24 protein-coding genes are annotated in these 23070 nt (G+C 54.6%); 14 read left to right on the top strand and 10 right to left on the bottom strand.

Annotation, left to right across the window (positions count from 1 at the left end; translation table 11 throughout):
• The first annotated feature begins 42 nt into the window (after nucleotides 1-42).
• Complete coding sequence (locus FDX04_RS20335; protein WP_079223127.1) at nucleotides 43-1191, top strand: 3-phenylpropionate MFS transporter; 1149 nt, start codon at nucleotides 43-45, stop codon at nucleotides 1189-1191.
• Here the strand turns inward: FDX04_RS20335 and csiE are convergent.
• The 7 genes from csiE to FDX04_RS20300 form a co-directional block, all read right to left on the bottom strand.
• A complete protein-coding gene (csiE, locus tag FDX04_RS20330) occupies nucleotides 1186-2463 on the bottom strand; it encodes a stationary phase inducible protein CsiE (protein WP_042306717.1) in 1278 nt (425 codons plus the stop codon). The two genes, FDX04_RS20335 and csiE, sit on opposite strands and share 6 nt — an antisense overlap.
• A 597-nt stretch (nucleotides 2464-3060) precedes the next feature.
• Complete coding sequence (locus FDX04_RS20325; RefSeq protein WP_079223140.1) at nucleotides 3061-3663, bottom strand: SIS domain-containing protein; 603 nt, start codon at nucleotides 3661-3663, stop codon at nucleotides 3061-3063.
• Nucleotides 3660-5297 carry an FGGY-family carbohydrate kinase gene (locus FDX04_RS20320; protein ID WP_042306721.1) on the bottom strand — a complete coding sequence of 546 codons (1638 nt, stop codon included), beginning with the start codon at nucleotides 5295-5297 and terminating at the stop codon, nucleotides 3660-3662. Before FDX04_RS20320 ends, FDX04_RS20325 begins: the two co-directional genes overlap by 4 nt.
• Before the next feature lie 17 nt (nucleotides 5298-5314).
• Entirely contained in the window at nucleotides 5315-6268 is a 954-nt protein-coding gene (locus FDX04_RS20315; RefSeq protein ID WP_137360568.1) for an ABC transporter permease, read from the bottom strand.
• Between the two features lies 1 nt (nucleotide 6269).
• A complete protein-coding gene (locus FDX04_RS20310) occupies nucleotides 6270-7259 on the bottom strand; it encodes an ABC transporter permease (protein WP_042306725.1) in 990 nt (329 codons plus the stop codon).
• Nucleotides 7252-8760 (bottom strand): sugar ABC transporter ATP-binding protein, encoded by a 1509-nt coding sequence (locus FDX04_RS20305; RefSeq protein ID WP_137371395.1) that lies wholly within the window; start codon nucleotides 8758-8760, stop codon nucleotides 7252-7254. The genes FDX04_RS20310 and FDX04_RS20305 overlap by 8 nt, the downstream gene beginning before the upstream one ends.
• 103 nt (nucleotides 8761-8863) lie before the next feature.
• The gene (locus FDX04_RS20300; protein WP_038642638.1) at nucleotides 8864-9847 is read right to left on the bottom strand and encodes an autoinducer 2 ABC transporter substrate-binding protein; all 984 of its coding nucleotides are present in this window, start codon (nucleotides 9845-9847) and stop codon (nucleotides 8864-8866) included.
• A 417-nt stretch (nucleotides 9848-10264) separates the two neighbouring features.
• Here FDX04_RS20300 and FDX04_RS20295 point away from each other — a divergent pair, with 417 nt between their 5' ends.
• Together FDX04_RS20295 and FDX04_RS20290 are read left to right on the top strand one after the other, a co-directional pair.
• Nucleotides 10265-10903, top strand: a complete 639-nt coding sequence (locus tag FDX04_RS20295) for a DUF1007 family protein (protein WP_137360570.1) — start codon at nucleotides 10265-10267, stop codon at nucleotides 10901-10903.
• Nucleotides 10894-11874, top strand: a complete 981-nt coding sequence (locus FDX04_RS20290; protein WP_137371394.1) for a nickel/cobalt transporter — start codon at nucleotides 10894-10896, stop codon at nucleotides 11872-11874. The genes FDX04_RS20295 and FDX04_RS20290 overlap by 10 nt, the downstream gene beginning before the upstream one ends.
• Before the next feature lie 67 nt (nucleotides 11875-11941).
• Here the strand turns inward: FDX04_RS20290 and suhB are convergent, their stop codons facing one another.
• Nucleotides 11942-12745 carry an inositol-1-monophosphatase gene (gene suhB / locus FDX04_RS20285; protein ID WP_137349349.1) on the bottom strand — a complete coding sequence of 268 codons (804 nt, stop codon included), beginning with the start codon at nucleotides 12743-12745 and terminating at the stop codon, nucleotides 11942-11944.
• 118 nt (nucleotides 12746-12863) lie between these two features.
• On the opposite strand from suhB, the gene trmJ reads away from it, so the two are divergent.
• From trmJ to sseB, 11 genes are all read left to right on the top strand, one after another.
• Nucleotides 12864-13595: a tRNA (cytosine(32)/uridine(32)-2'-O)-methyltransferase TrmJ gene (gene trmJ, locus FDX04_RS20280; RefSeq protein WP_042306733.1), complete on the top strand. Its 732-nt coding sequence runs from the start codon at nucleotides 12864-12866 to the stop codon at nucleotides 13593-13595.
• A 174-nt stretch (nucleotides 13596-13769) separates the two neighbouring features.
• Nucleotides 13770-14261, top strand: a complete 492-nt coding sequence (gene iscR / locus FDX04_RS20275) for a Fe-S cluster assembly transcriptional regulator IscR (protein WP_003037674.1) — start codon at nucleotides 13770-13772, stop codon at nucleotides 14259-14261.
• Nucleotides 14262-14373: 112 nt separating this feature from the next.
• Nucleotides 14374-15588: a cysteine desulfurase gene (gene iscS, locus FDX04_RS20270; protein WP_003835233.1), complete on the top strand. Its 1215-nt coding sequence runs from the start codon at nucleotides 14374-14376 to the stop codon at nucleotides 15586-15588.
• 26 nt (nucleotides 15589-15614) lie between these two features.
• Entirely contained in the window at nucleotides 15615-16001 is a 387-nt protein-coding gene (iscU, locus tag FDX04_RS20265; protein ID WP_002913991.1) for a Fe-S cluster assembly scaffold IscU, read from the top strand.
• Nucleotides 16002-16021: 20 nt separating this feature from the next.
• Nucleotides 16022-16345, top strand: a complete 324-nt coding sequence (iscA, locus tag FDX04_RS20260) for an iron-sulfur cluster assembly protein IscA (protein WP_003037681.1) — start codon at nucleotides 16022-16024, stop codon at nucleotides 16343-16345.
• 74 nt (nucleotides 16346-16419) lie between these two features.
• Nucleotides 16420-16935, top strand: coding sequence for a co-chaperone HscB (hscB, locus tag FDX04_RS20255; RefSeq protein WP_042306735.1), 516 nt, complete (start codon nucleotides 16420-16422; stop codon nucleotides 16933-16935).
• Between the two features lie 15 nt (nucleotides 16936-16950).
• The gene (gene hscA, locus FDX04_RS20250) at nucleotides 16951-18801 is read left to right on the top strand and encodes a Fe-S protein assembly chaperone HscA (protein ID WP_079223155.1); all 1851 of its coding nucleotides are present in this window, start codon (nucleotides 16951-16953) and stop codon (nucleotides 18799-18801) included.
• 1 nt (nucleotide 18802) lies between these two features.
• Complete coding sequence (gene fdx / locus FDX04_RS20245; protein WP_003037690.1) at nucleotides 18803-19138, top strand: ISC system 2Fe-2S type ferredoxin; 336 nt, start codon at nucleotides 18803-18805, stop codon at nucleotides 19136-19138.
• 11 nt (nucleotides 19139-19149) lie between these two features.
• Nucleotides 19150-19350: a Fe-S cluster assembly protein IscX gene (iscX, locus tag FDX04_RS20240; protein ID WP_003037694.1), complete on the top strand. Its 201-nt coding sequence runs from the start codon at nucleotides 19150-19152 to the stop codon at nucleotides 19348-19350.
• A gap of 61 nt (nucleotides 19351-19411) precedes the next feature.
• Nucleotides 19412-20695 carry an aminopeptidase PepB gene (gene pepB / locus FDX04_RS20235; protein ID WP_137371393.1) on the top strand — a complete coding sequence of 428 codons (1284 nt, stop codon included), beginning with the start codon at nucleotides 19412-19414 and terminating at the stop codon, nucleotides 20693-20695.
• Nucleotides 20696-20765: 70 nt separating this feature from the next.
• Nucleotides 20766-21542, top strand: a complete 777-nt coding sequence (gene sseB, locus FDX04_RS20230) for an enhanced serine sensitivity protein SseB (protein ID WP_137371392.1) — start codon at nucleotides 20766-20768, stop codon at nucleotides 21540-21542.
• Nucleotides 21543-21578: 36 nt separating this feature from the next.
• Here sseB and timP read toward each other — a convergent pair whose 3' ends face one another.
• On the bottom strand, nucleotides 21579-21695 hold the full coding sequence (timP, locus tag FDX04_RS24565) for a small toxic inner membrane protein TimP (protein ID WP_249935551.1): 117 nt from the start codon (nucleotides 21693-21695) through the stop codon (nucleotides 21579-21581).
• A 351-nt stretch (nucleotides 21696-22046) separates the two neighbouring features.
• Nucleotides 22047-22898 carry a 3-mercaptopyruvate sulfurtransferase gene (gene sseA / locus FDX04_RS20225; RefSeq protein ID WP_137371391.1) on the bottom strand — a complete coding sequence of 284 codons (852 nt, stop codon included), beginning with the start codon at nucleotides 22896-22898 and terminating at the stop codon, nucleotides 22047-22049.
• Between the last annotated feature and the right edge of the window lie 172 nt (nucleotides 22899-23070).

Here is a 23070-nt window from a genome sequence, read left to right as displayed (position 1 = left end):
AGAGTTTATCGCCAGACTACCGTCTCCAAACGGGAGGGATTCATGGCTTTGCATTCCACGCGCTGGCTGGCGCTCGGTTATTTCACCTATTTCTTTAGCTACGGTATTTTTCTGCCTTTCTGGAGCGTCTGGCTCGAAGGGCTGGGGCTGACGCCGGAAACCATTGGTTTACTGTTGGGCGCGGGGCTGATTGCCCGTTTTCTCGGTAGCTTGCTGATTGCGCCGCGCGTGAGCGATCCCTCTCGTCTGATTACCGCTTTACGTATTCTGGCTCTGTTGACGTTGGTGTTTGCGCTGGCTTTCTGGGCGGGGACCAACGTGGCGTGGCTGATGGTGGTGATGGTCGGATTTAACCTGTTTTTCTCACCGTTGGTGCCGCTGACCGACGCGCTGGCTAACACCTGGCAAAAACAGATAACCATGGATTATGGGCGGGTTCGACTGTGGGGATCCGTGGCCTTTGTAATTGGCTCTGCGCTGACCGGTAAGCTGGTGAGCCTGTTTGACTATCGGGTGATCCTTATTCTGCTGTCGCTTGGCGTCGCCTCGATGCTGCTGGGCATGATGATTCGCCCGAGCGTGCAGCCAGCAGGTGAAACCCGTCAGCAGGAGAGTGCGGGATGGCCCGCCTGGCGCGCGTTAATAACGCAAAGCTGGCGTTTTCTTGCCTGCGTGAGTCTGCTGCAGGGCGCACATGCCGCCTATTATGGTTTTAGCGCCATTTACTGGCAATCCGCCGGTTATTCCGCCTCGGCGGTGGGCTATTTATGGTCATTGGGCGTGGTGGCGGAAGTGATCATCTTCGCGCTGAGTCACAAGCTGTTCCGCCGCTTTAGCGCCCGCGATCTGCTGTTGCTTTCCGCCGTTTGCGGCGTGGCGCGTTGGGGGCTGATGGGCTGGAGCACCGAGCTGCCGTGGCTGATAGTGGTGCAGATCCTGCACTGCGGTACCTTCACCGTCTGTCACCTGGCGGCAATGCGCTATATCGCGGCGCGACAGGGCAGCGAAGTGATTCGTTTGCAGGCAGTCTATTCCGCGGTGGCGATGGGCGGCAGTATCGCCATCATGACCGTTTTCGCCGGCTACCTGTACCAGAACCTGGGCAGCGGCGTATTCTGGGTGATGGCGCTGGTGGCGCTCCCGGCTATCGTGCTGCGCCCGAAAGTGGTGGCGAAGCCTGCGACGTTATGATTCTAGGATTTTGCGGATCTGCTGCTGCTGGTGAGACGTCAGCGCCAGATCCGCATGAATCAACGGCGGTGAAAACAGAGGCAGCGGCGTAGTGTACGGTGTGACGATCAGCGTTACGCCGCGCGGCGCGCCCTCTTTTTGAAAGTCCTGCATTGGCATATGTTTTACGTTGAGCGGCAGTAGCGTCAGTTCGCGTAGCTGCTGTTCTATATGCGCTTCGAGTTGTTCATTACTGCCGGTCAGCAGGATAATCTGCTTTTCGTGCAAATCCTTCTCCTGCATCAGCCAGGCACCGAAAATCACCGCCACCAGTCCGATCTCTTCTTCTGAAAACTGCACATCGTATTCCGCTTCGAATCCGTGTATCGCCTCGCGGGTGGTGCGTACCAGCCGGGGATAAAGTCGGCTGAACTCTTCCGGTAGCGTGTTATCAATGCCAATAGCAAACACACTGCGGTTCAGCGCCTGGGCAAGGTGGATATACAACTGGTCGTTCAGCCCTTGTTCATCGCTGAAGCGAACGTTGCCATACTCGCGAAAACGCAGCACCAGCCGCGCGATAGCCAGACGAAGACGGCGATCCTGCTGGTGGTTATCGCGGATGGGGTCGGGGATGCGAATCATTGAGAACAGCAATGCCATAAACAGCGATTCGCCCGGCGGCGCACTTTGCATGACGTGACGTTGCCAGTGGCGGGCGATCTCCTCAGCCAGAGCGTACTCCGCGCAGGATTGCGCCCAGCGCTGCTGGAGTGGATTAAACTCCGGGGTGATCCCCGCGTGATGTTGCAGCAGGCAGTATTGTAAAAACAGCCGCAGGAACTGGATATCACGACACTCAAAGGGCTTTTGCAAGCGTCGGGAGCAGAGGTTAATCAGCGCATGCAGATTGGTGTCATCATACAACGTGCGCGCTATGCCCTGCTGTTTCAGCGCCATTTTCAATGCGGGTGTGAAATGTTGGGCGATAAAGGTCGGGCAGATCCGCAGGCCACGGCGCAGCCAATGCAACAGGCACAGACGCTGGTTCAGCGGGGCGCCTTCGATCGCATAGCCGCCATTCTGGGCGGAAATAATGGCGAGCCGATGATAACGCTGGATTTCAAGCCCCGCGCCAATGATATCCTCCTGAACGGTGGCATCATCGACGCCATTGAGACTGCTGAAGGTCTGCGCGGTAGCTATCTGCCCCGGCAGAAAAAGCGTCAGCAGCACCTGGCAACGGCGTTGGGGAGCGGAAAGTACAGATGGCGGGGCGAGCGTTGACATCATCTGTAGAATCTCCCGTGAGTATGTTTGATAAGAATAGTTAAAGTTTGCGCATAGATTTGAGGAATGGAAAGCTTTACGCCAGGAATGCTGGGGAGCGTCACAGAATTTTTAACGTGCGGAACAGATAGCGGTAGTGAAACGCAGCGCGTTAATCCGCTTTTTCACTGTTTTATCTTTAGTTGGGATATAAAAAATGCCAGAGGGGGGAATGCGGCGGAGGGAGGTATAAACATGCTATCGCAGAGAAAGGGTTCCGTTCACCTCATGTTCATCGTTTCTCTGTACACTGAACGCCAGTGAACGTGTTAAGGGTGCTATCGCGCACCCTTAACAATCCCGGCTCCCAGCGGGAAAATTGCCGCTCCGCGGTGCCCTCCGCTTATTCCACCAGGCTACCGGGCCGGGCACGATGTAACGTCCCTGTAAAGCGCGCCCTGAGCCAGCATCCATGCTGGCTCTCCCGGCCTTACGGAAACACGTCGACAATTTTCAGCCGGACCAGCCACGCCTCAGCACCTGTGTTTTTTTGAACATGTTTGAACAGCAAAACAAATTTAACTGAAAACCAGAGAGTTGAGCGGAATTACATGTTCTCCATCACGCCTGCCCACGGCTCAGCGTTAATCCCACATCGCCGCCGGGATGCACTGCCAGCAGTGTCTCCTTTGAGTAGCCGCTTTCACTCATCAGACAGGCGCAGGCGGCGTCAAAGATCGCCAGTACCAGCAGAATTGAGGTCGTCGCCAGCATGTTCAGCGGGTCGGCCTCACGCTGGACGCCGGTGGAAATCACCAGCCTCGACGCTTTAGCGATGGCCGAATCAGCGTTTTCCGTCACGCTCAGGATCGGCACATTTCTCGCCGCCAGCCCAGGCAGCAGCCGGGTAAGTTCATCCGAATTGCCCCCGCGTGACAGCATAATAACCAGGTCGTCGGCGCGTAAAAAACCCAGATCGCCGTGCGCCGCATCGGTGGCATTGAGATAAATCGCCGGGCGCTCCACGCAGGCGAGCATATGCGCGACTTTACGCGCCGCAATGCCGGAGGTGCCGACGCCGGTAACGACGATTTTTCCCTGACAACCGCGCAGTTCCGCCATCAGCGACTCCCAGAGCGGTTCAGTCAGGTGCTGTCCCAGACCCGCAAGGGCATCGCTGTAGATCTGGAATACGCCGGTGGCCTGAGACCAGGAGTCACTCATGCTTCCTCCTGCATCAGTTGGCGGTATTTCATATCGTCCTGATACATCTCGTGGAATACCCGATATTTGCGATCGTAGTACTGCTTAATACGGTTGGTTTGCGGGGTGACCGTTTTACCAATCCGGCTCATCGCCGACATCGCTTCCGGGAAGGTATCAAATACACCTGCGGCGATAGTTCCCATCATGGCACCGCCCAACAGCATGGCTTCACTCTCTTCCGGCAGCAGCATGGCGCAACCGGTGGCGTTGGCGTGTTCCTGAACGAAGATCGGGTTTTTCGTCCCGCCGCCGCTGGCCATAATCGTATCGATGGTGTAGCCACTTTGATTCATCGTTTCAATGATATGTCGCGTACCGAGGGCAATGGCCTGGATAGTCGCCAGATACTGTCGCGCCATATCTTCCGGCGTGCGCGACAGCTTAAGTCCGGTGATTGTCCCCGTAAGCGTAGGGTTGGCGCGCGGCGAGCGATTGCCGTGGAAATAGGGCAGGATATGCATATCGCGGGTCAGGAAGGCGATATCTTCCGGCTCACCGGCCATTTTACGCAGCAACGCATTCAGCACTTCATAAATGGTCTGTCCCTGCGACTTAGCCTGCGCCAGTAAGGTGTCGTAGCACGGATGCGACTGAATTACGTGGTCGATTAACGCCCCTGTTGCCGACTGTCCGCCTTCGTTAAGCCAGTATTCCGGCAGTACGGCAGAGTAGTAAGGCCCCCAGACACCGCCGATAAAACGCGGCTCTTTGGAAATCGCCATGTGTCCGGTGGAGGTGCCGCCAATCAGTGCGATACGACGGTCGAAATCCGGCACCTCGCCGGAAACGCCGCTGGCGCCGAGCGTGCCGAGGGTACCGGCGTGGGCATCAATAATCGATACACTGACCGCGGTGCCGGGGATCAGTCCCATTTCGCTGGCGGCGCGTGCTGACAGCCCATGGCCGAGCGGTTCGCCCATGGTTTTCACGTAGCGGCCAATTTTAGCGGCATCGTGTTCCAGCAAATCTTCCAGCCCAATCTGGCGGAAATAGCTGGCATCCCATTTATCTTCATGGCCCATATAGGTCCATTTACACACCGTCGAGCACAATGAGCGTGTGTCATCGCCCGTTGCGCGCCAGGTGAGGAAATCAGGCAGGTCAAAGTAGTAACCGGCGTTAGCCCAGGTATTGGGCATGTGCTGCTTCAGCCACAACAGTTTTGGCGTTTGCATCTCCGGGGAGATAATGCCGCCGACGTAGTCCAGTACCCGATGATGCAAGGCGTTAATGCGATCGGCCTGAGTAATGGCGCGATGGTCCATCCACACAATAATGTTCTGTTCACTGCGCCCGGAAGGGCTGATGGTCAGTGGGTTACCTTCTTTATCCAGCACCACCAGTGAACAGGTGGCGTCGAAGCCCAGACCTTTCACCTGGATAGGATTGATATCCGACTGGTTAATCGCATCGCGTACCGCGTTACACACAGCCTGCCAGATGTTATCGGAAGACTGCTCAACAAAATCGGCCTGCGGACGGTAAATCTCGATGGCCCGACTGGCCTGACCGACCATTCTGCCGTTGAGATCAAACACGCCAGCGCGGGCGCTTCCGGTTCCGACATCCACACCAATAAAGTAACTTGCCATAATTTTTTCTCCTGAAATCAGGCTTTACGATTCTGTAATGCGATAAAGAGGATCAGCACCGCGCCCCACAGCGCCATCGTCAGATAGCTGCTGACCCCCAGCAAGTTAAGGCCGCTTTCCAGCATTTGCAGCACAATCAGCGCCAGTACCAGGCCGATAATGCGTCCGAAGCCGCCATCCGGGTTAATGCCGCCGAGCACAGAGGCAAGGATGGTGACCAGCAGGTAGGATTCACCGTATCCGGCTTTGGCCGAGTTGAATTTTGCCATCATCAGAATGGCGGCGACCCAGCCGAGCAGGGCTGAAATAACGTACACCGAAATTTGTACCCGTACGGTATTCACGCCGCTGTAGCGGGTAGCCTGCTCATTGGAGCCGACGAGATACAGGCTGCGCCCAAGCGTGGTGTGCTCCAGCAGCACCCACAGCAGGATTGCCACGAGGAAAAAGAGCAGTAGCGCCACCGGAATACCGGCAATTGTGGCGTTGCCAAGATACTGGATGGCAGTCGGGAAACCTGAAATCACCGTCCCGTTGGAAAGCAAAATATTCAGCCCGGAGATCAGCGTCATCGTGCCGAGGGTGGCGAGAATAGGCGAGACGCCGACCCAGGCAATTAAAGCGCCGTTGAGCGTGCCGATAGCCACCGCCACCGCAGCGCCAGCAACCAATGCCAGCACCAGAAACAGCGGGTTATCCGGATGGGTGACGATAATCGCCGCCATCACCAGCGAGCAGGCGTTCGCACCGGCAATAATCGACAGGTTAATGCCGCCGGTCAGCATGGTCATGCCCATCCCGAGGGCCAGCATGCCGAGGATCGGCAGTTGCGAGCCAATCGACTGGAAGTTAGCGACGCTGAAAAAACGGCTGCCGAGCAGGGCCGAGAAGACCAGAGCGACGACCACAATAATGACGCATTGCAGACGAATGATGGCATCACCGGGTAAAAATCTGGCGATTGTTTTCATCTCAAAGCTCCCTTGCCAGTTTACGTTTTTCGTTCCAGGCCGTGGCGCTAATGCTGACCAGGATAATGGCGCCGCTGAACACGGTGTGCCAGTAAGAAGAGACGCTCAGCAGCGTCAGACCATTTTGCAAGAACGCCAGCAGCACAACACCCAGTAGCGTTCCGGTTAACGTACCGCGCCCGCCGCTCATGCTGGTGCCGCCGAGCACGACCGCCGCCAGCACCGTTAACTCAAATCCGAGTAGGGAATTGGGGGCAACAGACTGGGTGATTTGCGCCTGAACCACGGCGGCAACGCCTGCCAGAATGCCCATATAGCCATAGACGTAGAAATGCAGCTTCAGCAGATTCAGCCCCAGGCGCGAGGCCGCGTCGCGGTTGCCGCCCATGGCGTAAACCTGACGGCCAAGACGGGTATAGTTCATCAGTACGGCGGTAAAGATAATCACCGCAGCCAGGCACAGCAGGGGCAGGGTTAAACCGTAGTCGTAGCCGTCTGTCGCGGTGAACGACAACCAGTTGATACCGTTCATAAACCAGTCCGGGAAGCCGTACAGCCAGGTACCCTTGGTGGCATAAACCAGCAGGCCGTAGTAGACGTTCAGCGTGGCGATGGTAATGATGATCGCCGGAACGCGCAGCCAGTAGACCAGGAAGCCATTAATCAGCCCAAGCAGCAGACCTACCGCCATTGCAATGGTTAAAGCCAGTACGAAGTTGCCGCCGTGAGCGATCACCCAACTGGCCATCGCATACTGGGCAATCGCGGTCATCGCCGGAAATGAGATGTCGATCCCGCCGGAAATCAGCACCACAAACAGCCCACAGGCGAGAATGCCGAGAATCGCGTAGCTGGTGGCGACATCTGTGAGATTGCCCAGCGACAGGAACTCATCGGTACTGACGCTCAGTCCGACGGCGAGCGCCACAACCAGCAGGCCCAGCCAGAATTCATGTTGCCCGATTAAACGGGAGAGACGCAGACTATTCATTGATTACCTCGACCACTTCAGCAATCTCCTCTTCACGGCAGTGATGAGGATTACATTCCGCCACCAGTTTGCCGCGGCGCATCACCAGCACACGATGACTGTTGTAATACGCTTCCGGGATTTCATCGCAAATCATCAGCACCGCCATTCCCTGTTCCGCCAGATCGCGGGCTATCTGGTAAATCCCCTCTTTGTTGGCGATATCCACGCCGACGGTAGGGGAGTCGAGGATCAAGATGCGCGGATGGGTTGCCACCCATTTGGCAATGGCAATGCGTTGGGCATTACCGCCGGAGAGCGTTTTGACCGGCAGATGCGGATCGGAGACTTTAATGTTCAACTCGCGGATCAAATCGGCGACCAACTTTTGCGCTTTACGATGATCGAGCAGACCGCTGCTGGTATGCAGTTGGTCAAACACCGTGACGATGGTGTTGTCATAGATCGACTGCTCCATGATCAGCCCCTGCGTCAGTCGATCTTCTGAGACATAGCCGATCCCGTGTTTGATGGCGTCATGGTTGTTGCGCAGAGTAACCGGCTGGCCGTTAATGCGCATTTCGCCGCTTTCCGGCTGGGTCATGCCGAACAAACTGAGGCAAAGCTCGGTGCGACCGGCACCCAGCAGACCGACAATGGAGACAATCTCGCCGCTATGTAGCGATAAATTGATGTTCTGGTATTTCCCCCGGCGGCTGAGGTTGCGCAGCTCGAGCAGCGGCTCTTGCTCAATAGCAGGTCTTTCCGGCAACGGGCTGTAGTGGAAGCGTTGTCCGGTCATCAGGAAGGCCAGTTCGTGACTGTCGAGTTCGCTGGCAGGGTATGTTCCCACCAGTTTGCCGTCGCGCATCACGCTGATACGGTCCGCCACTTCCATCACTTCATCCAGACGGTGGCTGACAAACACCACGCAAATCCCGGCCGCTTTCAGTTCGTTGACGACCCGTAGCAGGCCATTGACCTCCTGGCGGGTTAACGAAGCGGTGGGTTCATCCATAATCACCAGACGCGCATCGGCGGCAATAGCCCGGCAAATGGCGACCAGTTGCCGGTCGGCAATCGACAGTTTTTCGACTTTTTTATCGGGATCGATGTTCACGCCGATGCGTTTCATGGCGGCCAGCGCCTGCTGTTTCATCGCGCCACGGCGTACCCAGATATCGCCACCGGGCAGATAGCGGTTGACCGCGATATTTTCAGCGACGCTAAAGTTAGGGAATAACGACAGGTCCTGATAAATAACCTGAATACCATAATGGGAAGAAAGCTGCGGCGTCAGGTGATGGAATAATTTGCCATCGAGTAATATCTGCGCGCTTTTTTCCGGATGATACACCCCAGAGATCACTTTAATAATGGTGCTTTTACCACAGCCGTTTTGACCCGCCAGACAGTGAACTTCGCCTTTTCTCAGCGTCAGATTCACGTTATCCAGCGCCAGCACGCCCGGGAATTGTTTGCTGATATTCTCAAGAGTGATAAATGCGGTGGTGTCTGTCATGGACAATACCCCTGCGCACGTCCGCATGGACGCTAAGTGTTAGTTTGGTTGATAGCGCCGACCAGACGGTCGGCGTTAAGGTTCCCTGGTGTCGGCTAAAGCCTTAGAAACCGAGTGATTGTGCGTTGTCTTTGGTGACTTCGAGGATCTTGTTAAAGCGGATCACTTTCTTCTCCGTGTCGATATCGGCTTTCCCTAAACCATCGATACTCAGATCAGCGTTCACTTCTTTACCCTGCAACAGCTGATCGGCAACCGTTACCAGCGCATAGCCCGCGTCTTTTGGATCCCACAGCAGCGCTTTCTTAATATCACCGCGCATCAGGTAAGGTGCAGCCTGTGCTGGCATGGCGATCCCGACGACGGCGATTTTATCTTTGGCGCGTTTTTTCTGTACCGCCTGACCCGCACCGATTGGACCCAGCGAGCCAAAGCCGATAATGCCCTTCATCTGCGGATAGGTTTTCATCAGGTCCAGCGTGGTGGCGTAGGATTTATCGATGCTTTCCGCGACCGGCAGACGTGAAGTGACCTCGAACATTTCGGGATATTTTTCTTTTTGGTACTTAATCGCAAAATCGGCCCACGCGTTATGCAACGGTACCGTCAGCGAACCGACATAGATGGCATAACCCCCTTTACCGCCCATACTTTTCGCTAATTCATCGACGTTAGCCTGCGCATATTTTTCACTGTCGATGGTTTCAATATCCCATTGACCAATCTGCTCGTCCGGGGATTCGTGCGTCAGCACCACGATGCCTTTATCGCGCGCTTTTTTCAGCACCGGCTCAAGGACCTTGGCATCATTCGGCACCACGATGATCGCGTTAACGTTTTTGGCGATCAGATCCTCAATGACTTTCACCTGCTGAGCCGGATCCGGCGTGGAAGGCCCGGTCTGGTAAGCATTCACATCCAGTTTTTTTGCTGCTTCATTAACGCCGGTTTCCATCCGGTTAAACCACGGAATCCCGGTGACTTTGGCAACCACAGCAATTTCATATTTTTCCGCCGCAAAGGACGTGCCGGACAACATGCATGCAGAAACCAGGGTTGCACTGAGTAATGCGAGTTTGAATTTCATAGTTGTACCTTTCGTAGGGGGCAGGACATGTCACGGGGTGAAGTTAACTACGAATGGAAGAGGGAATGAACCATAAGTTTTATGAATGTGATCTACGCCCGATATTGTGAATTTATAGAAAAATAATGGTTAAAAATTGGTTAAATCAAAGAGGTTTTATATCCATGACAGCAAAATTATTGTTAATGAATTATTAAAATGAAACTATAAATTAACAATTAATTATCATTTTGCGTAAATTGTGGTGGCGAGAAGGGATTTAGACGGGTGTTGCTGGAAAAAGAAATCTCGAAATTGAGAACTGAATCGATACCGGAAAAGGGTGCTCAACATTTTTTCGTTCAATGATATCCTCAGCACTCTTTCGCCAAACACACCATTATTTCTGGCGGCCTGGATTTATATCGTGGAGAAGCCATGCAGCGCGTTAAACGCATCATTGTCACGTTGTTTCTTGCTGTCCTGTCTTTTGACGCAGGCGCTCATCCCCATAGCTTTATCCATTTGAAAACCGAGATAGTGAGCGAGAATAATCAGTTCGTGGCGCTGAAAATGCGCTGGACGATGGATGAAATCACCTCGGCAGATCTGCTTTACGATGCGGGGAATGCTAAACCTGGCTCGGAGATCTGGAAAAAACTGGCGGCGGAAGTGATGGCGAATGTGCTTGGGCAGCATTATTTCACTGAAGTGTGGCATGAAGGGCAAAAGGTAAAGTTTAAAAACAGGCCGACGGAATACGGCATGGAACGTGAGGAACATCAGGCGGTGCTGACGTTCGTTCTACCCTTAGCTGAACCACAGCCGCTGAGTGGTCAAAAATATACCATTTCAACCTTCGATCCGACCTACTACGTGGACATGAGCTATGACCAGGATAGCGACGCTATGCTGGGGCAGGCCATTAGCCAGCAATGCCGACTCACTGTCCATACACCGACGCCGAATGAACAAACGCTGAGCTTTGCCCAGTCGCTGGATAAAGAAGACGCCCCGCCGGAGGATATGGAGTTGGGTAAACAGTTCGCACAAACGGTAACGCTGCAATGTCAGTAGTTTATCAGCCACGCCCCGCCGGACGCCGCTGGCTTACGCTGTGGCCGCTGGCGCTATTTTTGCTGCTGGCGGCAGGCGGCATACTGTGGCTATGGCAGGCGTGGCCGCAGGTGATGATGAAAAGTATCGTCTGGCAGCGCGAAGTAAACCAACAGATGAGCGGGTTGCTGAAAGCGGTTGCTGCCAGTCCGACCCAGGCAGGGGGATCGCTGCTGCTGTTTAGTTTTCTCTACGGCGTCCTGCATGCACTGGGGCCGGGTCATGGAAAAGTGGTGATTACTACCTGGCTTGCGACGCACCCGTCAAAACTCAAATCAAGTATCGGCCTGACGCTGGCGTCGTCTTTATTACAAGGACTGGTCGCGATTGGTCTGGTCGTTATCGTGCTCACCGTCTTGCAGTTGCCTGCGCGACAGCTGCATATGAGCAGCTTCTGGCTGGAAAGAGGGAGCTATGTGCTGGTGGGCGTGTTGGGTCTGCTGCTGTGCTGGCGTGCGCTGAAAAAACTGCGCTCATTGCTAAAACGGCCAACGTTTACCGCTTTCACACCGCACCATGTGCATCACGACGGCTGTGGCTGCGGGCATCAGCATTTACCGCAGCCGGAACAGTTGCAAAGCGGTGATGACTGGCGCGCCCGGCTGATGATTATTCTGTCTATGGGGATGCGCCCATGCTCCGGGGCCATCATGGTGCTGCTGTTCAGCAAAGTGATTGGAGTCTTTAGCTGGGGCATGGCCTCGGCGCTGGCGATGGCGGCGGGAACCTCTTTAACGATTACGTCACTGGCTTTATTGGTACACAGTTTCCGCTCGCTGGCGGTAAGACTTAGCGGGCATAAAGCGCCGGTGCTGTGGCGACAGATTGGCTGGACAACGCTGGCATTAGCCGGTGGGGCGGTATTGGTTACGGCGGCGGTGGTGATGTGGATGAGCGCGGTGCCGGTAGGCAGGGGGTTAAGGCCGTTTTAGATTAGTGAGCGGCAGGAATTGTAGGCCGGATAAGACGCGAAAGCGTCGCATCCGGCACCACAGCAGATTAACGCTTCAGCGCGTCGCTCAGTTCGTCACGCATGTTAGCCAGCATGGCTTTCACTACGCGCGGGTTACCTGCAACGATGTTGCCGGTTGTCATGTAGTTATGACCTCCGGTGAAGTCGCATACCAGGGCGCCAGCTTCACGAGCAATCAGCTCACCTGCGGCGAAATCCCACGGGCGCAGACCAATTTCGAAATAACCGTCAACGCGGGCTGCGGCAACGTAGGCCAGATCCAGCGCGGCAGAGCCGGTGCGGCGGAAGTCAGCGCATTCGGTAAACATGTTGCCAAGGATTTTCATGTAAGAAGCAGCGTGCTGTTTCGCTTTGAACGGGAAGCCGGTGGCAATGATGGTGCCGTCCAGATCGCGAGCCGTGCTGCCACGCAGACGGTAACCGTTAAGCTGAGCGCCTTGGCCGCGGGTTGCGGTGAACAGTTCATTACGCATTGGATCGTAAACAACGGCAACTTCAGTACGGCCTTTAATGCGTACTGCGATAGATACCGCGAAGTGCGGCAGACGTTTTACGAAGTTGGTAGTGCCATCCAGTGGATCGATAACCCATTGAACATCCAAATCTTCACCAACATGTTCACCGCTTTCTTCGGTGATGATGGTGTGCTGTGGGTAAGATTTGCGAATCGTTTCGATAATAATCGCTTCGGCGGCTTTATCGACGTTAGTCACGAAATCATTGCTGCCTTTCTGGCTGGTTTCTACAGAGTCTGGGGTTTCGTAGTGTTTGGCAATTACATTACCCGCCTTGCGCGCTGCGCGCACGGCGATGGTCAGCATCGGATGCATCGGTCTCTCTCACTGGATGTTAAAGAACGGGAAAACGGCGCAGAGTATAGCAGCGAGTTCGGAATATGTCTTCGTTTTATGATAATATGCCCGAATAATCTTTAGCCGAAGAAATACAATGCTGCAAAATATTCGAATTGTGCTGGTGGAAACCTCTCACACTGGCAACATGGGCTCTGTGGCCCGCGCAATGAAAACCATGGGTTTAACCAATCTGTGGCTGGTTAATCCACTGGTCAAACCGGACTCGCAGGCCATCGCCCTGGCGGCAGGCGCCAGCGATGTGATTGGCAGCGCGCAGATCGTCGATACCCTCGATGAAGCGCTGGCGGGTTGTAGTCTGGTAGTAGGCACCAGCGCGCGTTCCCGTACGTTGCCGTGGCCGATGCTGGACCCGCGCGAATGCGGCTTAAAAAGCGTCTCTGAAGCGGCGAATACGCCGGTGGCGCTGGTATTTGGCCGTGAACGCGTTGGCCTGACCAACGAAGAACTGCAAAAATGCCATTACCACGTCGCCATTGCCGCGAACCCGGAATACAGTTCGCTCAACCTGGCGATGGCGGTGCAGGTTATCTCTTATGAAGTCCGCATGGCCTGGCTGGCGACGCAGGAAGGTGATAAGACCGTCGAATACGAAGAAGCTGAGTATCCGCTGGTGGATGATTTAGAGCGTTTTTACGGTCATCTGGAACAAACGCTGCTGTCGACCGGATTTATTCGCGAAGGCCATCCGGGACAAGTGATGAACAAGCTGCGTCGTCTGTTTACGCGTGCGCGTCCTGAGAGTCAGGAGCTGAACATTTTGCGCGGAATTTTGGCGTCGATTGAACAGCAGAATAAAGGCAAGTAAGCGAAACGCCTCCTGCAAGTGAAAACGGCACTGAAGGTTAAATACCTGACTAAATTAGTCAAGTAAATAGTTGACTGATTTAGTCGGGAATGTCAGACTTGCCCCTGCTATGCAATACCCCCCATTTTACAATAAAAAACCCCGGGCAGGGGCGAGTTTGAGGCTAAGTAAGACATGAGACTGACATCAAAAGGGCGTTACGCCGTGACCGCAATGTTGGACGTTGCGCTCAACTCCGAAACGGGCCCGGTACCGTTGGCTGATATTTCTGAACGTCAGGGAATTTCCCTGTCATATCTGGAGCAGCTGTTTTCCCGTTTGCGTAAAAACGGTCTGGTTTCAAGCGTACGTGGACCAGGCGGCGGGTATCTGCTGGGTAAAGATGCCGGGAGCATCGCAGTAGGTGAAGTCATTAGCGCTGTCGACGAGTCTGTAGATGCGACCCGTTGCCAGGGCAAAGGCGGTTGTCAGGGCGGCGATAAATGCCTGACCCACGCGCTGTGGCGCGATCTGAGCGATCGTCTGACCGGATTCCTCAACAACATTACGTTGGGCGAACTGGTGAATAATCAGGAAGTCCTGGATGTGTCTGGTCGCCAGCACACGCATGACGCTCCACGCACTAATCGTGCTCAAGACGCGATCGACGTTAAGTTACGCGCATAATAAAAGTATTTCAGAATCAGGCCGGGGTGTTCGACGCCCCGTTAACTCGGTCGTACATCCAGCCGGTTGCCTGGTTCCTTGCATTGAAGCGATGTACGGAGTTTATAGAGCAATGAAATTACCGATCTATCTCGATTACTCCGCAACCACGCCGGTGGACCCGCGTGTTGCCGAGAAAATGATGCAGTGTCTGACCCTGGACGGAAACTTTGGTAACCCAGCGTCTCGTTCACACCGTTTCGGCTGGCAGGCTGAAGAGGCGGTAGATATCGCCCGTAACCAGATTGCCGACCTCGTGGGCGCTGACCCGCGTGAAATCGTATTTACTTCCGGTGCGACTGAATCCGATAACCTGGCGATTAAAGGTGCAGCCAACTTTTATCAGAAAAAAGGCAAGCACATCATCACCAGCAAAACCGAACACAAAGCCGTGCTGGATACCTGCCGTCAGCTGGAGCGCGAAGGGTTTGAAGTTACCTACCTCGCCCCGCAGCGTAACGGCATCATCGATCTTAAAGAACTTGAAGCGGCAATGCGTGACGACACCATCCTCGTGTCCATCATGCACGTGAACAACGAAATCGGCGTGGTGCAGGATATCGCGACTATCGGCGAAATGTGCCGTGCGCGCGGCATCATCTATCACGTTGACGCCACTCAGAGCGTGGGCAAACTGCCTATCGACCTGAGCCAACTGAAAGTTGACCTGATGTCCTTCTCCGGCCACAAAATCTATGGCCCGAAAGGTATTGGCGCGCTGTACGTGCGTCGTAAACCGCGTATTCGTATTGAAGCGCAGATGCACGGCGGTGGTCACGAGCGCGGCATGCGTTCCGGTACTTTGCCTGTTCACCAGATCGTGGGCATGGGTGAAGCGTACCGTATCGCTAAAGAAGAGATGGAAACCGAGATGGCGCGTCTGCGCAGCCTGCGTAACCGTCTGTGGAACGGCGTGAAGGACATGGAAGAAGTGTACCTGAACGGCGATCTCGAACAGGGCGCACCGAACATTCTCAACGTCAGCTTCAACTTTGTTGAAGGCGAGTCGCTGATTATGGCGCTGAAAGACCTGGCGGTATCCTCCGGTTCTGCATGTACTTCAGCAAGCCTGGAGCCATCCTACGTGCTGCGCGCGCTGGGTATGACCGACGAGCTGGCACACAGCTCAATTCGTTTCTCTTTAGGTCGTTTCACTACCGAAGAAGAGATTGACTATGCCATCAATCTGGTTCGCAACTCCATTGGCCGTCTGCGCGACCTTTCTCCACTGTGGGAAATGTTCAAACAGGGCGTGGATTTGAACAGTATTGAATGGTCACATCACTAATTCGGCACCGATAAGGAGAATTCAACATGGCTTACAGCGAAAAAGTTATCGATCATTACGAGAATCCACGTAACGTGGGCTCTTTTGACAACAGCGATGAGAACGTGGGTAGCGGCATGGTCGGTGCACCAGCCTGTGGCGACGTGATGAAGTTGCAGATCAAAGTCAACAATGAGGGTATCATTGAAGACGCGCGTTTCAAGACTTACGGCTGCGGTTCCGCTATTGCTTCCAGTTCTCTGGTTACCGAATGGGTAAAAGGGAAATCTCTGGACGAAGCACAGGCGATTAAAAACACCGATATCGCCGACGAGCTTGAACTGCCACCGGTGAAGATTCACTGCTCTATCCTGGCTGAAGACGCGATTAAAGCCGCGATTGCGGATTACAAAAGCAAACGTGAAGCAAAATAATTAAGAGTTGAGGTTTTATTATGTCGATTACCTTAAGCGACAGTGCAGCAGCGCGTGTAAATACCTTCCTGGCAAACCGCGGTAAAGGGTTTGGTCTGCGTCTGGGCGTGAGAACCTCCGGCTGCTCAGGTATGGCCTATGTACTGGAATTTGTTGACGAGCCGGCGGCTGAAGATACCGTGTTTGAAGACAAAGGCGTTAAAGTTGTGGTCGACGGTAAGAGCCTGCAATTTCTCGACGGTACGCAGTTAGACTTCGTCAAAGAAGGTCTGAACGAAGGGTTTAAGTTCACTAACCCGAACGTGAAAGACGAATGTGGATGCGGCGAAAGCTTCCACGTATAACGCGCTCACCGATAACCCCACACGCATGATTTTACGTGTGGGGTTTGTTCTAACAGGCTACCCCTGAGATAGTTATGGATTACTTCACTCTCTTCGGATTACCCGCTCAATATCCTATTGATCTCCAGGCTCTGACGATCCGTTTTCAGGATCTCCAACGTCAGTATCATCCTGATAAATTCGCCAGCGGTTCTCAGGCGGAGCAACTTGCTGCGGTTTCGCAGTCCGCCACCATTAACCAGGCCTGGCAAACGCTGCGTCATCCCTTGATGCGCGCCGAATACTTATTGTCTTTACACGGCTTTGATATTCGCAATGAGCAGCACACGGTGCGTGATACCGCGTTCCTGATGGAGCAACTGGAGCTGCGGGAAGAGCTTGACGAGATTGAGCAGGCGAAAGACGAATCGCGACTGGAAAGCTTTATCCAGCGCGTGAAAAAAATGTTTGAAAGTCGCCATCAACTGATGGTTGAACAGCTGGATAACGAGATGTGGGACGCGGCGGCGGATACCGTGCGTAAGCTGCGTTTTCTCGATAAACTGCGAAGCAGTGCAGAACAACTCGAAGAAAAACTGCTCGATTTTTAATTTCCGGAAGCGAAAATGGCCTTATTACAAATTAGTGAGCCTGGTCTGAGCGCCGCGCCGCATCAGCGTCGTCTGGCGGTAGGCATCGATTTAGGCACCACCAACTCCCTGGTTGCGACCGTACGCAGCGGCCAGGCCGAAACGCTGGCAGACCACGAAGGTCGCCACCTGTTGCCGTCAGTGGTTCACTATCAGCCGCAGGGCTACTCTGTCGGTTACGATGCCCGCGCCAATGCCGCGCTTGACCCGGCTAATACCGTTAGTTCGGTAAAACGCATGATGGGCCGCTCTCTGGCGGATATCCAGGCGCGCTACCCGCATCTGCCTTATACATTTCAGGCCAGTGAAAACGGCCTGCCGATGATTGAAACCGCTGCCGGTTTACTTAATCCGGTGCGCGTATCCGCTGACATTCTGAAAGCGCTGGCCGCGCGGGCAACCGAATCGCTGTCCGGTGAACTGGACGGCGTCGTGATCACCGTTCCGGCATATTTTGACGATGCGCAGCGTCAGGGGACCAAAGACGCCGCGCGTCTGGCTGGCCTGCACGTATTACGTCTGCTGAATGAGCCGACCGCTGCGGCGATTGCTTATGGCCTGGACTCCGGTCAGGAAGGCGTGATCGCGGTCTATGATCTTGGCGGCGGTACCTTTGATATTTCTATTCTGCGCCTGAGCCGCGGCGTGTTCGAAGTGCTGGCGACCGGCGGTGATTCCGCACTCGGCGGTGATGATTTTGACCATCTGCTCGCCGATTACATTCGCGAGCAGGCGGGAGTTACCGATCGTAGCGACAACCGCGTACAGCGTGAACTGTTGGATGCCGCCATTGCGGCGAAAATTGCGCTCAGCGACGCCGATTCTGTGGCGGTTAACGTGGCGGGATGGCAGGGTGAAATCACCCGTGAAACCTTCAATGAACTTATTTCCGCACTGGTTAAGCGTACGCTGCTGGCCTGTCGTCGCGCGCTGAAAGATGCGGGTGTTGAGCCGCAGGATGTGTTGGAAGTGGTGATGGTCGGTGGTTCAACGCGCGTACCGCTGGTACGTGAACGCGTGGGTGAGTTTTTTGGCCGTACGCCGCTGACCTCTATTGACCCGGACAAAGTGGTCGCTATCGGTGCGGCAATCCAGGCGGATATTCTGGTCGGAAATAAACCGGACAGCGAAATGCTGCTGCTGGACGTCATCCCGCTGTCCCTGGGACTGGAAACCATGGGCGGCCTGGTGGAGAAAGTGATCCCGCGTAATACCACTATCCCGGTGGCGCGTGCGCAGGACTTTACCACCTTTAAAGACGGCCAGACCGCAATGTCCATCCACGTGATGCAAGGCGAGCGTGAGCTGGTGCAGGACTGCCGTTCACTGGCGCGTTTTGCGCTGCGCGGTATTCCGGCGCTGCCAGCAGGCGGCGCGCATATCCGCGTGACCTTCCAGGTGGATGCCGATGGGCTGCTGAGCGTCACCGCCATGGAGAAATCCACAGGCGTTGAGTCCTCAATCCAGGTTAAACCGTCCTACGGTCTGACTGACGGCGAAATCGCCTCCATGATTCAGGATTCGATGAGTTTTGCCGAGCAGGACGTCAAAGCCCGTATGCTGGCAGAACAGAAAGTCGAAGCGGCACGTGTACTGGAAAGTTTATCCGGTGCGCTGAACGCTGATGCCGCGCTGTTAAGCGCCGCAGAACGTCAGGCTATCGACACCGCCGCCGCGCACTTGAGCGAGGTTGCGCAGGGTGACGATGTTGACGCGATAGAACAAGCCATTAAAAACGTAGACAAACAAACCCAGGAATTCGCCGCTCGCCGCATGGACAAATCCGTCCGTAGCGCGCTGAAAGGCCATTCCGTGGACGAGGTTTAATATGCCAAAGATTGTTATTCTGCCTCATCAGGATCTCTGTCCCGATGGCGCAGTTCTGGAAGCTGAGACCGGCGAAACCATTCTCGACGTTGCCCTGCGTAACGGTATCGAAATTGAACACGCCTGTGAAAAATCCTGTGCCTGTACGACCTGTCACTGCATCGTACGTGAAGGTTTTGATTCTTTGCCGGAAAGCACGGAAGAAGAAGACGACATGCTGGATAAAGCCTGGGGTCTGGAGCCGGAAAGCCGTTTAAGCTGCCAGGCGCGGGTAACCGAGGACGATTTAGTGGTCGAAATCCCACGTTACACAATCAATCATGCACGTGAGCATTAACAGAGGGTAGTATGGGACTGAAGTGGACCGATAGCCGTGAAATCGGTGAAGCGCTGTACGACGCCTTCCCCGATCTTGATCCCAAGACCGTTCGTTTCACCGATCTGCACCAATGGATCTGTGACCTGGAAGAGTTCGATGATGATCCACAGGCATCGAACGAAAAAATCCTTGAGGCCATTTTGCTGGTCTGGCTGGACGAAGCCGAATAAGTCAACGGGCTGCCCACGGGTGGCCCGTTTTCCTGTATGCGCGAAAATAAGGATAAATAAAATGACAGAAGCCATGAAAATTACGCTTTCCACGCAACCTGCCGATGCCCGCTGGGGTGAAAAGGCTACATACAGCATTAATAATGAAGGCATTACCCTGCACCTGAACGGAAAAGATGACCTTGGCCTTATCCAGCGCGCCGCGCGTAAAATCGACGGCCTGGGTATTAAACACGTTCAACTGGACGGTGAAGGCTGGGATACCGAACGCAGCTGGGCTTTCTGGCAGGGCTATAAAGGACCAAAAGGCACCCGCAAAGTTGAGTGGGCTACCCTGGACGAAGCACAGCGCAAAGAGCTGGATAACCGTCTGAAGATTATTGACTGGGTGCGCGATACCATTAACGCCCCGGCGGAAGAACTGGGTCCGGAACAACTGGCGCAGCGCGCGGTCGACCTGCTGTGCGGGGTGGCCTGCGATAACGTCTCTTACCGCATCACCAAAGGTGAAGATCTGCGCGAGCAGAACTACATGGGACTGCATACCGTGGGGCGCGGTTCTGAGCGTCCTCCGGTGCTGCTGGCGCTGGACTACAATCCTACCGGTGATAAAGAAGCCCCGGTTTATGCTTGCCTGGTTGGTAAGGGAATTACCTTTGACTCCGGCGGTTACAGCATCAAGCAAAGCGCATTTATGGACTCAATGAAGTCCGATATGGGCGGTGCGGCAACGGTCACTGGCGCGCTGGCGTTTGCCATTACCCGTGGTCTGAATAAGCGTGTGAAACTGTACCTGTGCTGCGCGGATAACCTTATCAGCGGCAACGCCTTTAAACTGGGCGATATTATTCACTATCCCAACGGCAAAAAAGTTGAAGTGATGAATACCGATGCGGAAGGACGCCTGGTGCTGGCGGATGGTTTGATCGACGCCAGCGCGCAGAAACCGGAGCTGATTATTGATGCAGCTACGCTGACCGGTGCCGCGAAAACCGCCCTGGGTAACGATTATCACGCGTTGTTCAGCTTTGACGACAAGCTGGCTGCCCGTCTGCTGGCAAGCGCGGCACAAGAAAACGAGCCGTTCTGGCGTCTACCGTTGGCTGAGTTCCACCGTAGTCAGCTGCCATCTAACTTTGCTGAACTAAACAACACCGGTAGCGCGGCCTACCCGGCGGGTGCGAGCACGGCGGCGGGCTTCCTGTCCCATTTTGTGGAAAACTACCAGCAAGGCTGGCTGCACATCGACTGCTCTGCAACCTATCGCAAAGCGCCGGTTGAGCAGTGGTCTGCGGGCGCAACCGGTCTGGGTGTGCGCACCATCGCGAATCTGCTGACCGCATAATTCATGACTGTATTGCCGGATGGCGCGACGCTTATCCGGCCTACATGTATTCATCCAATTTGTGATCCTTATGACCGAAACAAAAAATGAATTAGAAACGTTGCTGGAACAAGCGGCGACAGAGCCTGCACATCGACCGGCATTTTTCCGTACTTTACTTGAATCCACCGTTTGGGTGCCGGGTACTGCTGCAGAAGGCGAGGCGGTGGTTGAAGACAGCGCTCTCGATCTGCAGCACTGGGAAAAAGAAGACGGCACAACCGTGATCCCGTTCTTTACTTCCCTTGAGGCTTTGCAGCAGGCGGTTGAAGATGAGCAAGCATTTGTCGTTATGCCGGTGCGTACGTTGTTTGAAATGACGCTTGGCGAAATGCTGTTTCTCAACGCGAAACTGCCGACCGGCAAAGAGTTTATGCCGCGTGAAATCAGTCTGCTGATCGGTGAAGAGGGGAGTCCGCTAAGCACCCAGGAGGTACTGGAAGGGGGGGAATCGCTGATCCTCTCTGAAGTCGCTGAACCGCCAGCGCAGATGATTGACTCGCTGACCACGCTGTTTAAAACCATCAAGCCGGTAAAACGTGCGTTTCTTTGCTCAATCAAAGAAAGTGCGGAAGCTCAGCCAAACCTGTTGATCGGGATTGAAGCTGACGGTGATATTGAAGAGATCATCCATGCTGCGGGCAGCGTCGCGACCGACACATTACCGGGCGATGAACCGATTGATATTTGCCAGGTGAAGAAAGGCGAGAAGGGTGTCAGCCACTTTATCACCGAGCATATCGCACCGTTCTACGAACGCCGCTGGGGCGGCTTCCTGCGCGATTTTAAACAGAACCGGATTATCTGAGTAAAGGAAAGCCGCCCCGAAGGGCGGCTACCAGGCTTACTTGCCCTGGGTGCTGAGCGTCACGCGTGTAGAATTACCTGAGTAACTCTGGTCCCCGTGAATACACAACGCGCCAGAAACAACAAGCACGATACAGAAGCATCGTATCTTCATTGCGCGGTCCATGCGAAGACCGCATCACGACAGCACCACTGGCGATAATGCCGTGATAGCAAGCACTACGATGTGCCTGCGCTTACGGCCATGAAAAGTCCTTTCCCGAGACCAGTGCCCGCTTGCGAGGCGGCGAAAAGGGCCACGGAGAATAATATCTCACGTTGTGAATAATTTCTCGGCTAACTAACTTGACTTTTACTCCCTTAAAAGGGAGTATTAAATTACTACGATGTGCCTGCGTTGCTATGGCAACACAGCCTGCCAGAAAGGCCGCGAACCGGACTGGCACAAAAAAACCGCTCAACTGAGCGGTTTTTTTGTCGGCGAAAAAGAAGGGTAAATCAGATTTTATTTAGCCTCAGTCGGTTCTACCGGTAAATCGTTGCGCGCTCCCCATTCGCTCCACGCCCCGTCATACAATGAGACGTTCGAAACATCCAGAGTGGCAAGCGCCAGTACCACCACGGCAGCCGTTACGCCGGAGCCGCAGCTGGCGATAATGGGGCGGTCAAAGCTCACGCCGTGGCTGAAGAAAATAGCATCCAGTTCGTCGGTAGTTTTCAGTTCGCCATCACGAACCAGCTCTGTCCACGGTACGTTAAGCGCACCAGGCACATGACCACGCTTCAGACCAGGACGCGGCTCGTCAACTTCGGCATTAAAACGTGCAGCCGGGCGGGCATCGACGATCTGCGCCGTTTTTTCATGACTGGCCAGCAGCACATCAGTGACGCGCACCACGGCTTCAGGCGTAAATGCGGCGTTAAATTCGCCTTCGGGTAACTCCTCGTTTCCTTCCTGCAGCATTAGCTCATCGCGCTGCCAGCCAGCAAGACCGCCCGCCAGAATGGAGACATTCTCAACGCCAAAAGTCCGCAGCATCCACCATGCGCGGGGGGCGGAAAAAAGGTTGCCGTCATCGTAGATAACCAGATGTTTATCCTGATGAACACCCAATTCGCGCATCGCGACAGCGAAGGCTTCCGGGCGCGGCATCATGTGCGGCAACGGCGAGGTATGGTCAGAAAGCGCTTCAATATCAAAAAAAACGGCGCCAGGAATATGACCCGCACGATACTCCTCGCCAACATCGCGATCTTCCTGACCTGGAGGTGCCATCCGGGCATCAAGGATTTGTATTTCCGGGTCGTCAATGTGTTCGGCAAGCCAGTCGGCAGCGACAAAGAAGGCGGTGGTCATAGGCATCTCCATTTTTACCAGGTTTTGGCAAATTGTCGGACGTTTAGTGCAAAGCGACAAGTAAAAGAGGCTGATTTGGCAGGCGAATCCACATTAATCACGAAAATTAGGACAACGTTGTTCATTTACTGGCTTCCACAGCCTGAAAACTAACGCATAATAGTTGTTCTAC

Origin of the sequence: Citrobacter sp. wls615 (genome assembly GCF_005281355.1) — a bacterium.
In the GTDB taxonomy this organism is placed as follows: Bacteria; Pseudomonadota; Gammaproteobacteria; order Enterobacterales; family Enterobacteriaceae; genus Citrobacter; species Citrobacter werkmanii.
This window is presented reverse-complemented; position numbering and strand designations above follow the sequence as displayed.

Excerpts from the sequence above, each read along its gene's own strand:
- pepB (WP_137371393.1), top strand. The coding sequence starts at position 19,412 with ATGACAGAAGCCATGAAAATTACGCTTTCCACGCAACCTGCCGATGCC.
- sseA (WP_137371391.1), bottom strand. The coding sequence starts at position 22,898 with ATGACCACCGCCTTCTTTGTCGCTGCCGACTGGCTTGCCGAACACATT.
- FDX04_RS20320 (WP_042306721.1), bottom strand. The coding sequence starts at position 5,297 with ATGGCAAGTTACTTTATTGGTGTGGATGTCGGAACCGGAAGCGCCCGC.
- FDX04_RS20295 (WP_137360570.1), top strand. The coding sequence starts at position 10,265 with ATGCAGCGCGTTAAACGCATCATTGTCACGTTGTTTCTTGCTGTCCTG.
- FDX04_RS20300 (WP_038642638.1), bottom strand. The coding sequence starts at position 9,847 with ATGAAATTCAAACTCGCATTACTCAGTGCAACCCTGGTTTCTGCATGC.
- iscX (WP_003037694.1), top strand. The coding sequence starts at position 19,150 with ATGGGACTGAAGTGGACCGATAGCCGTGAAATCGGTGAAGCGCTGTAC.
- iscA (WP_003037681.1), top strand. The coding sequence starts at position 16,022 with ATGTCGATTACCTTAAGCGACAGTGCAGCAGCGCGTGTAAATACCTTC.
- hscA (WP_079223155.1), top strand. The coding sequence starts at position 16,951 with ATGGCCTTATTACAAATTAGTGAGCCTGGTCTGAGCGCCGCGCCGCAT.
- FDX04_RS20290 (WP_137371394.1), top strand. The coding sequence starts at position 10,894 with ATGTCAGTAGTTTATCAGCCACGCCCCGCCGGACGCCGCTGGCTTACG.
- suhB (WP_137349349.1), bottom strand. The coding sequence starts at position 12,745 with ATGCATCCGATGCTGACCATCGCCGTGCGCGCAGCGCGCAAGGCGGGT.
- trmJ (WP_042306733.1), top strand. The coding sequence starts at position 12,864 with ATGCTGCAAAATATTCGAATTGTGCTGGTGGAAACCTCTCACACTGGC.
- FDX04_RS20305 (WP_137371395.1), bottom strand. The coding sequence starts at position 8,760 with ATGACAGACACCACCGCATTTATCACTCTTGAGAATATCAGCAAACAA.
- iscR (WP_003037674.1), top strand. The coding sequence starts at position 13,770 with ATGAGACTGACATCAAAAGGGCGTTACGCCGTGACCGCAATGTTGGAC.
- FDX04_RS20310 (WP_042306725.1), bottom strand. The coding sequence starts at position 7,259 with ATGAATAGTCTGCGTCTCTCCCGTTTAATCGGGCAACATGAATTCTGG.
- fdx (WP_003037690.1), top strand. The coding sequence starts at position 18,803 with ATGCCAAAGATTGTTATTCTGCCTCATCAGGATCTCTGTCCCGATGGC.
- iscS (WP_003835233.1), top strand. The coding sequence starts at position 14,374 with ATGAAATTACCGATCTATCTCGATTACTCCGCAACCACGCCGGTGGAC.
- FDX04_RS20325 (WP_079223140.1), bottom strand. The coding sequence starts at position 3,663 with ATGAGTGACTCCTGGTCTCAGGCCACCGGCGTATTCCAGATCTACAGC.
- sseB (WP_137371392.1), top strand. The coding sequence starts at position 20,766 with ATGACCGAAACAAAAAATGAATTAGAAACGTTGCTGGAACAAGCGGCG.
- FDX04_RS20315 (WP_137360568.1), bottom strand. The coding sequence starts at position 6,268 with ATGAAAACAATCGCCAGATTTTTACCCGGTGATGCCATCATTCGTCTG.
- csiE (WP_042306717.1), bottom strand. The coding sequence starts at position 2,463 with ATGATGTCAACGCTCGCCCCGCCATCTGTACTTTCCGCTCCCCAACGC.
- iscU (WP_002913991.1), top strand. The coding sequence starts at position 15,615 with ATGGCTTACAGCGAAAAAGTTATCGATCATTACGAGAATCCACGTAAC.
- FDX04_RS20335 (WP_079223127.1), top strand. The coding sequence starts at position 43 with ATGGCTTTGCATTCCACGCGCTGGCTGGCGCTCGGTTATTTCACCTAT.
- timP (WP_249935551.1), bottom strand. The coding sequence starts at position 21,695 with ATGAAGATACGATGCTTCTGTATCGTGCTTGTTGTTTCTGGCGCGTTG.
- hscB (WP_042306735.1), top strand. The coding sequence starts at position 16,420 with ATGGATTACTTCACTCTCTTCGGATTACCCGCTCAATATCCTATTGAT.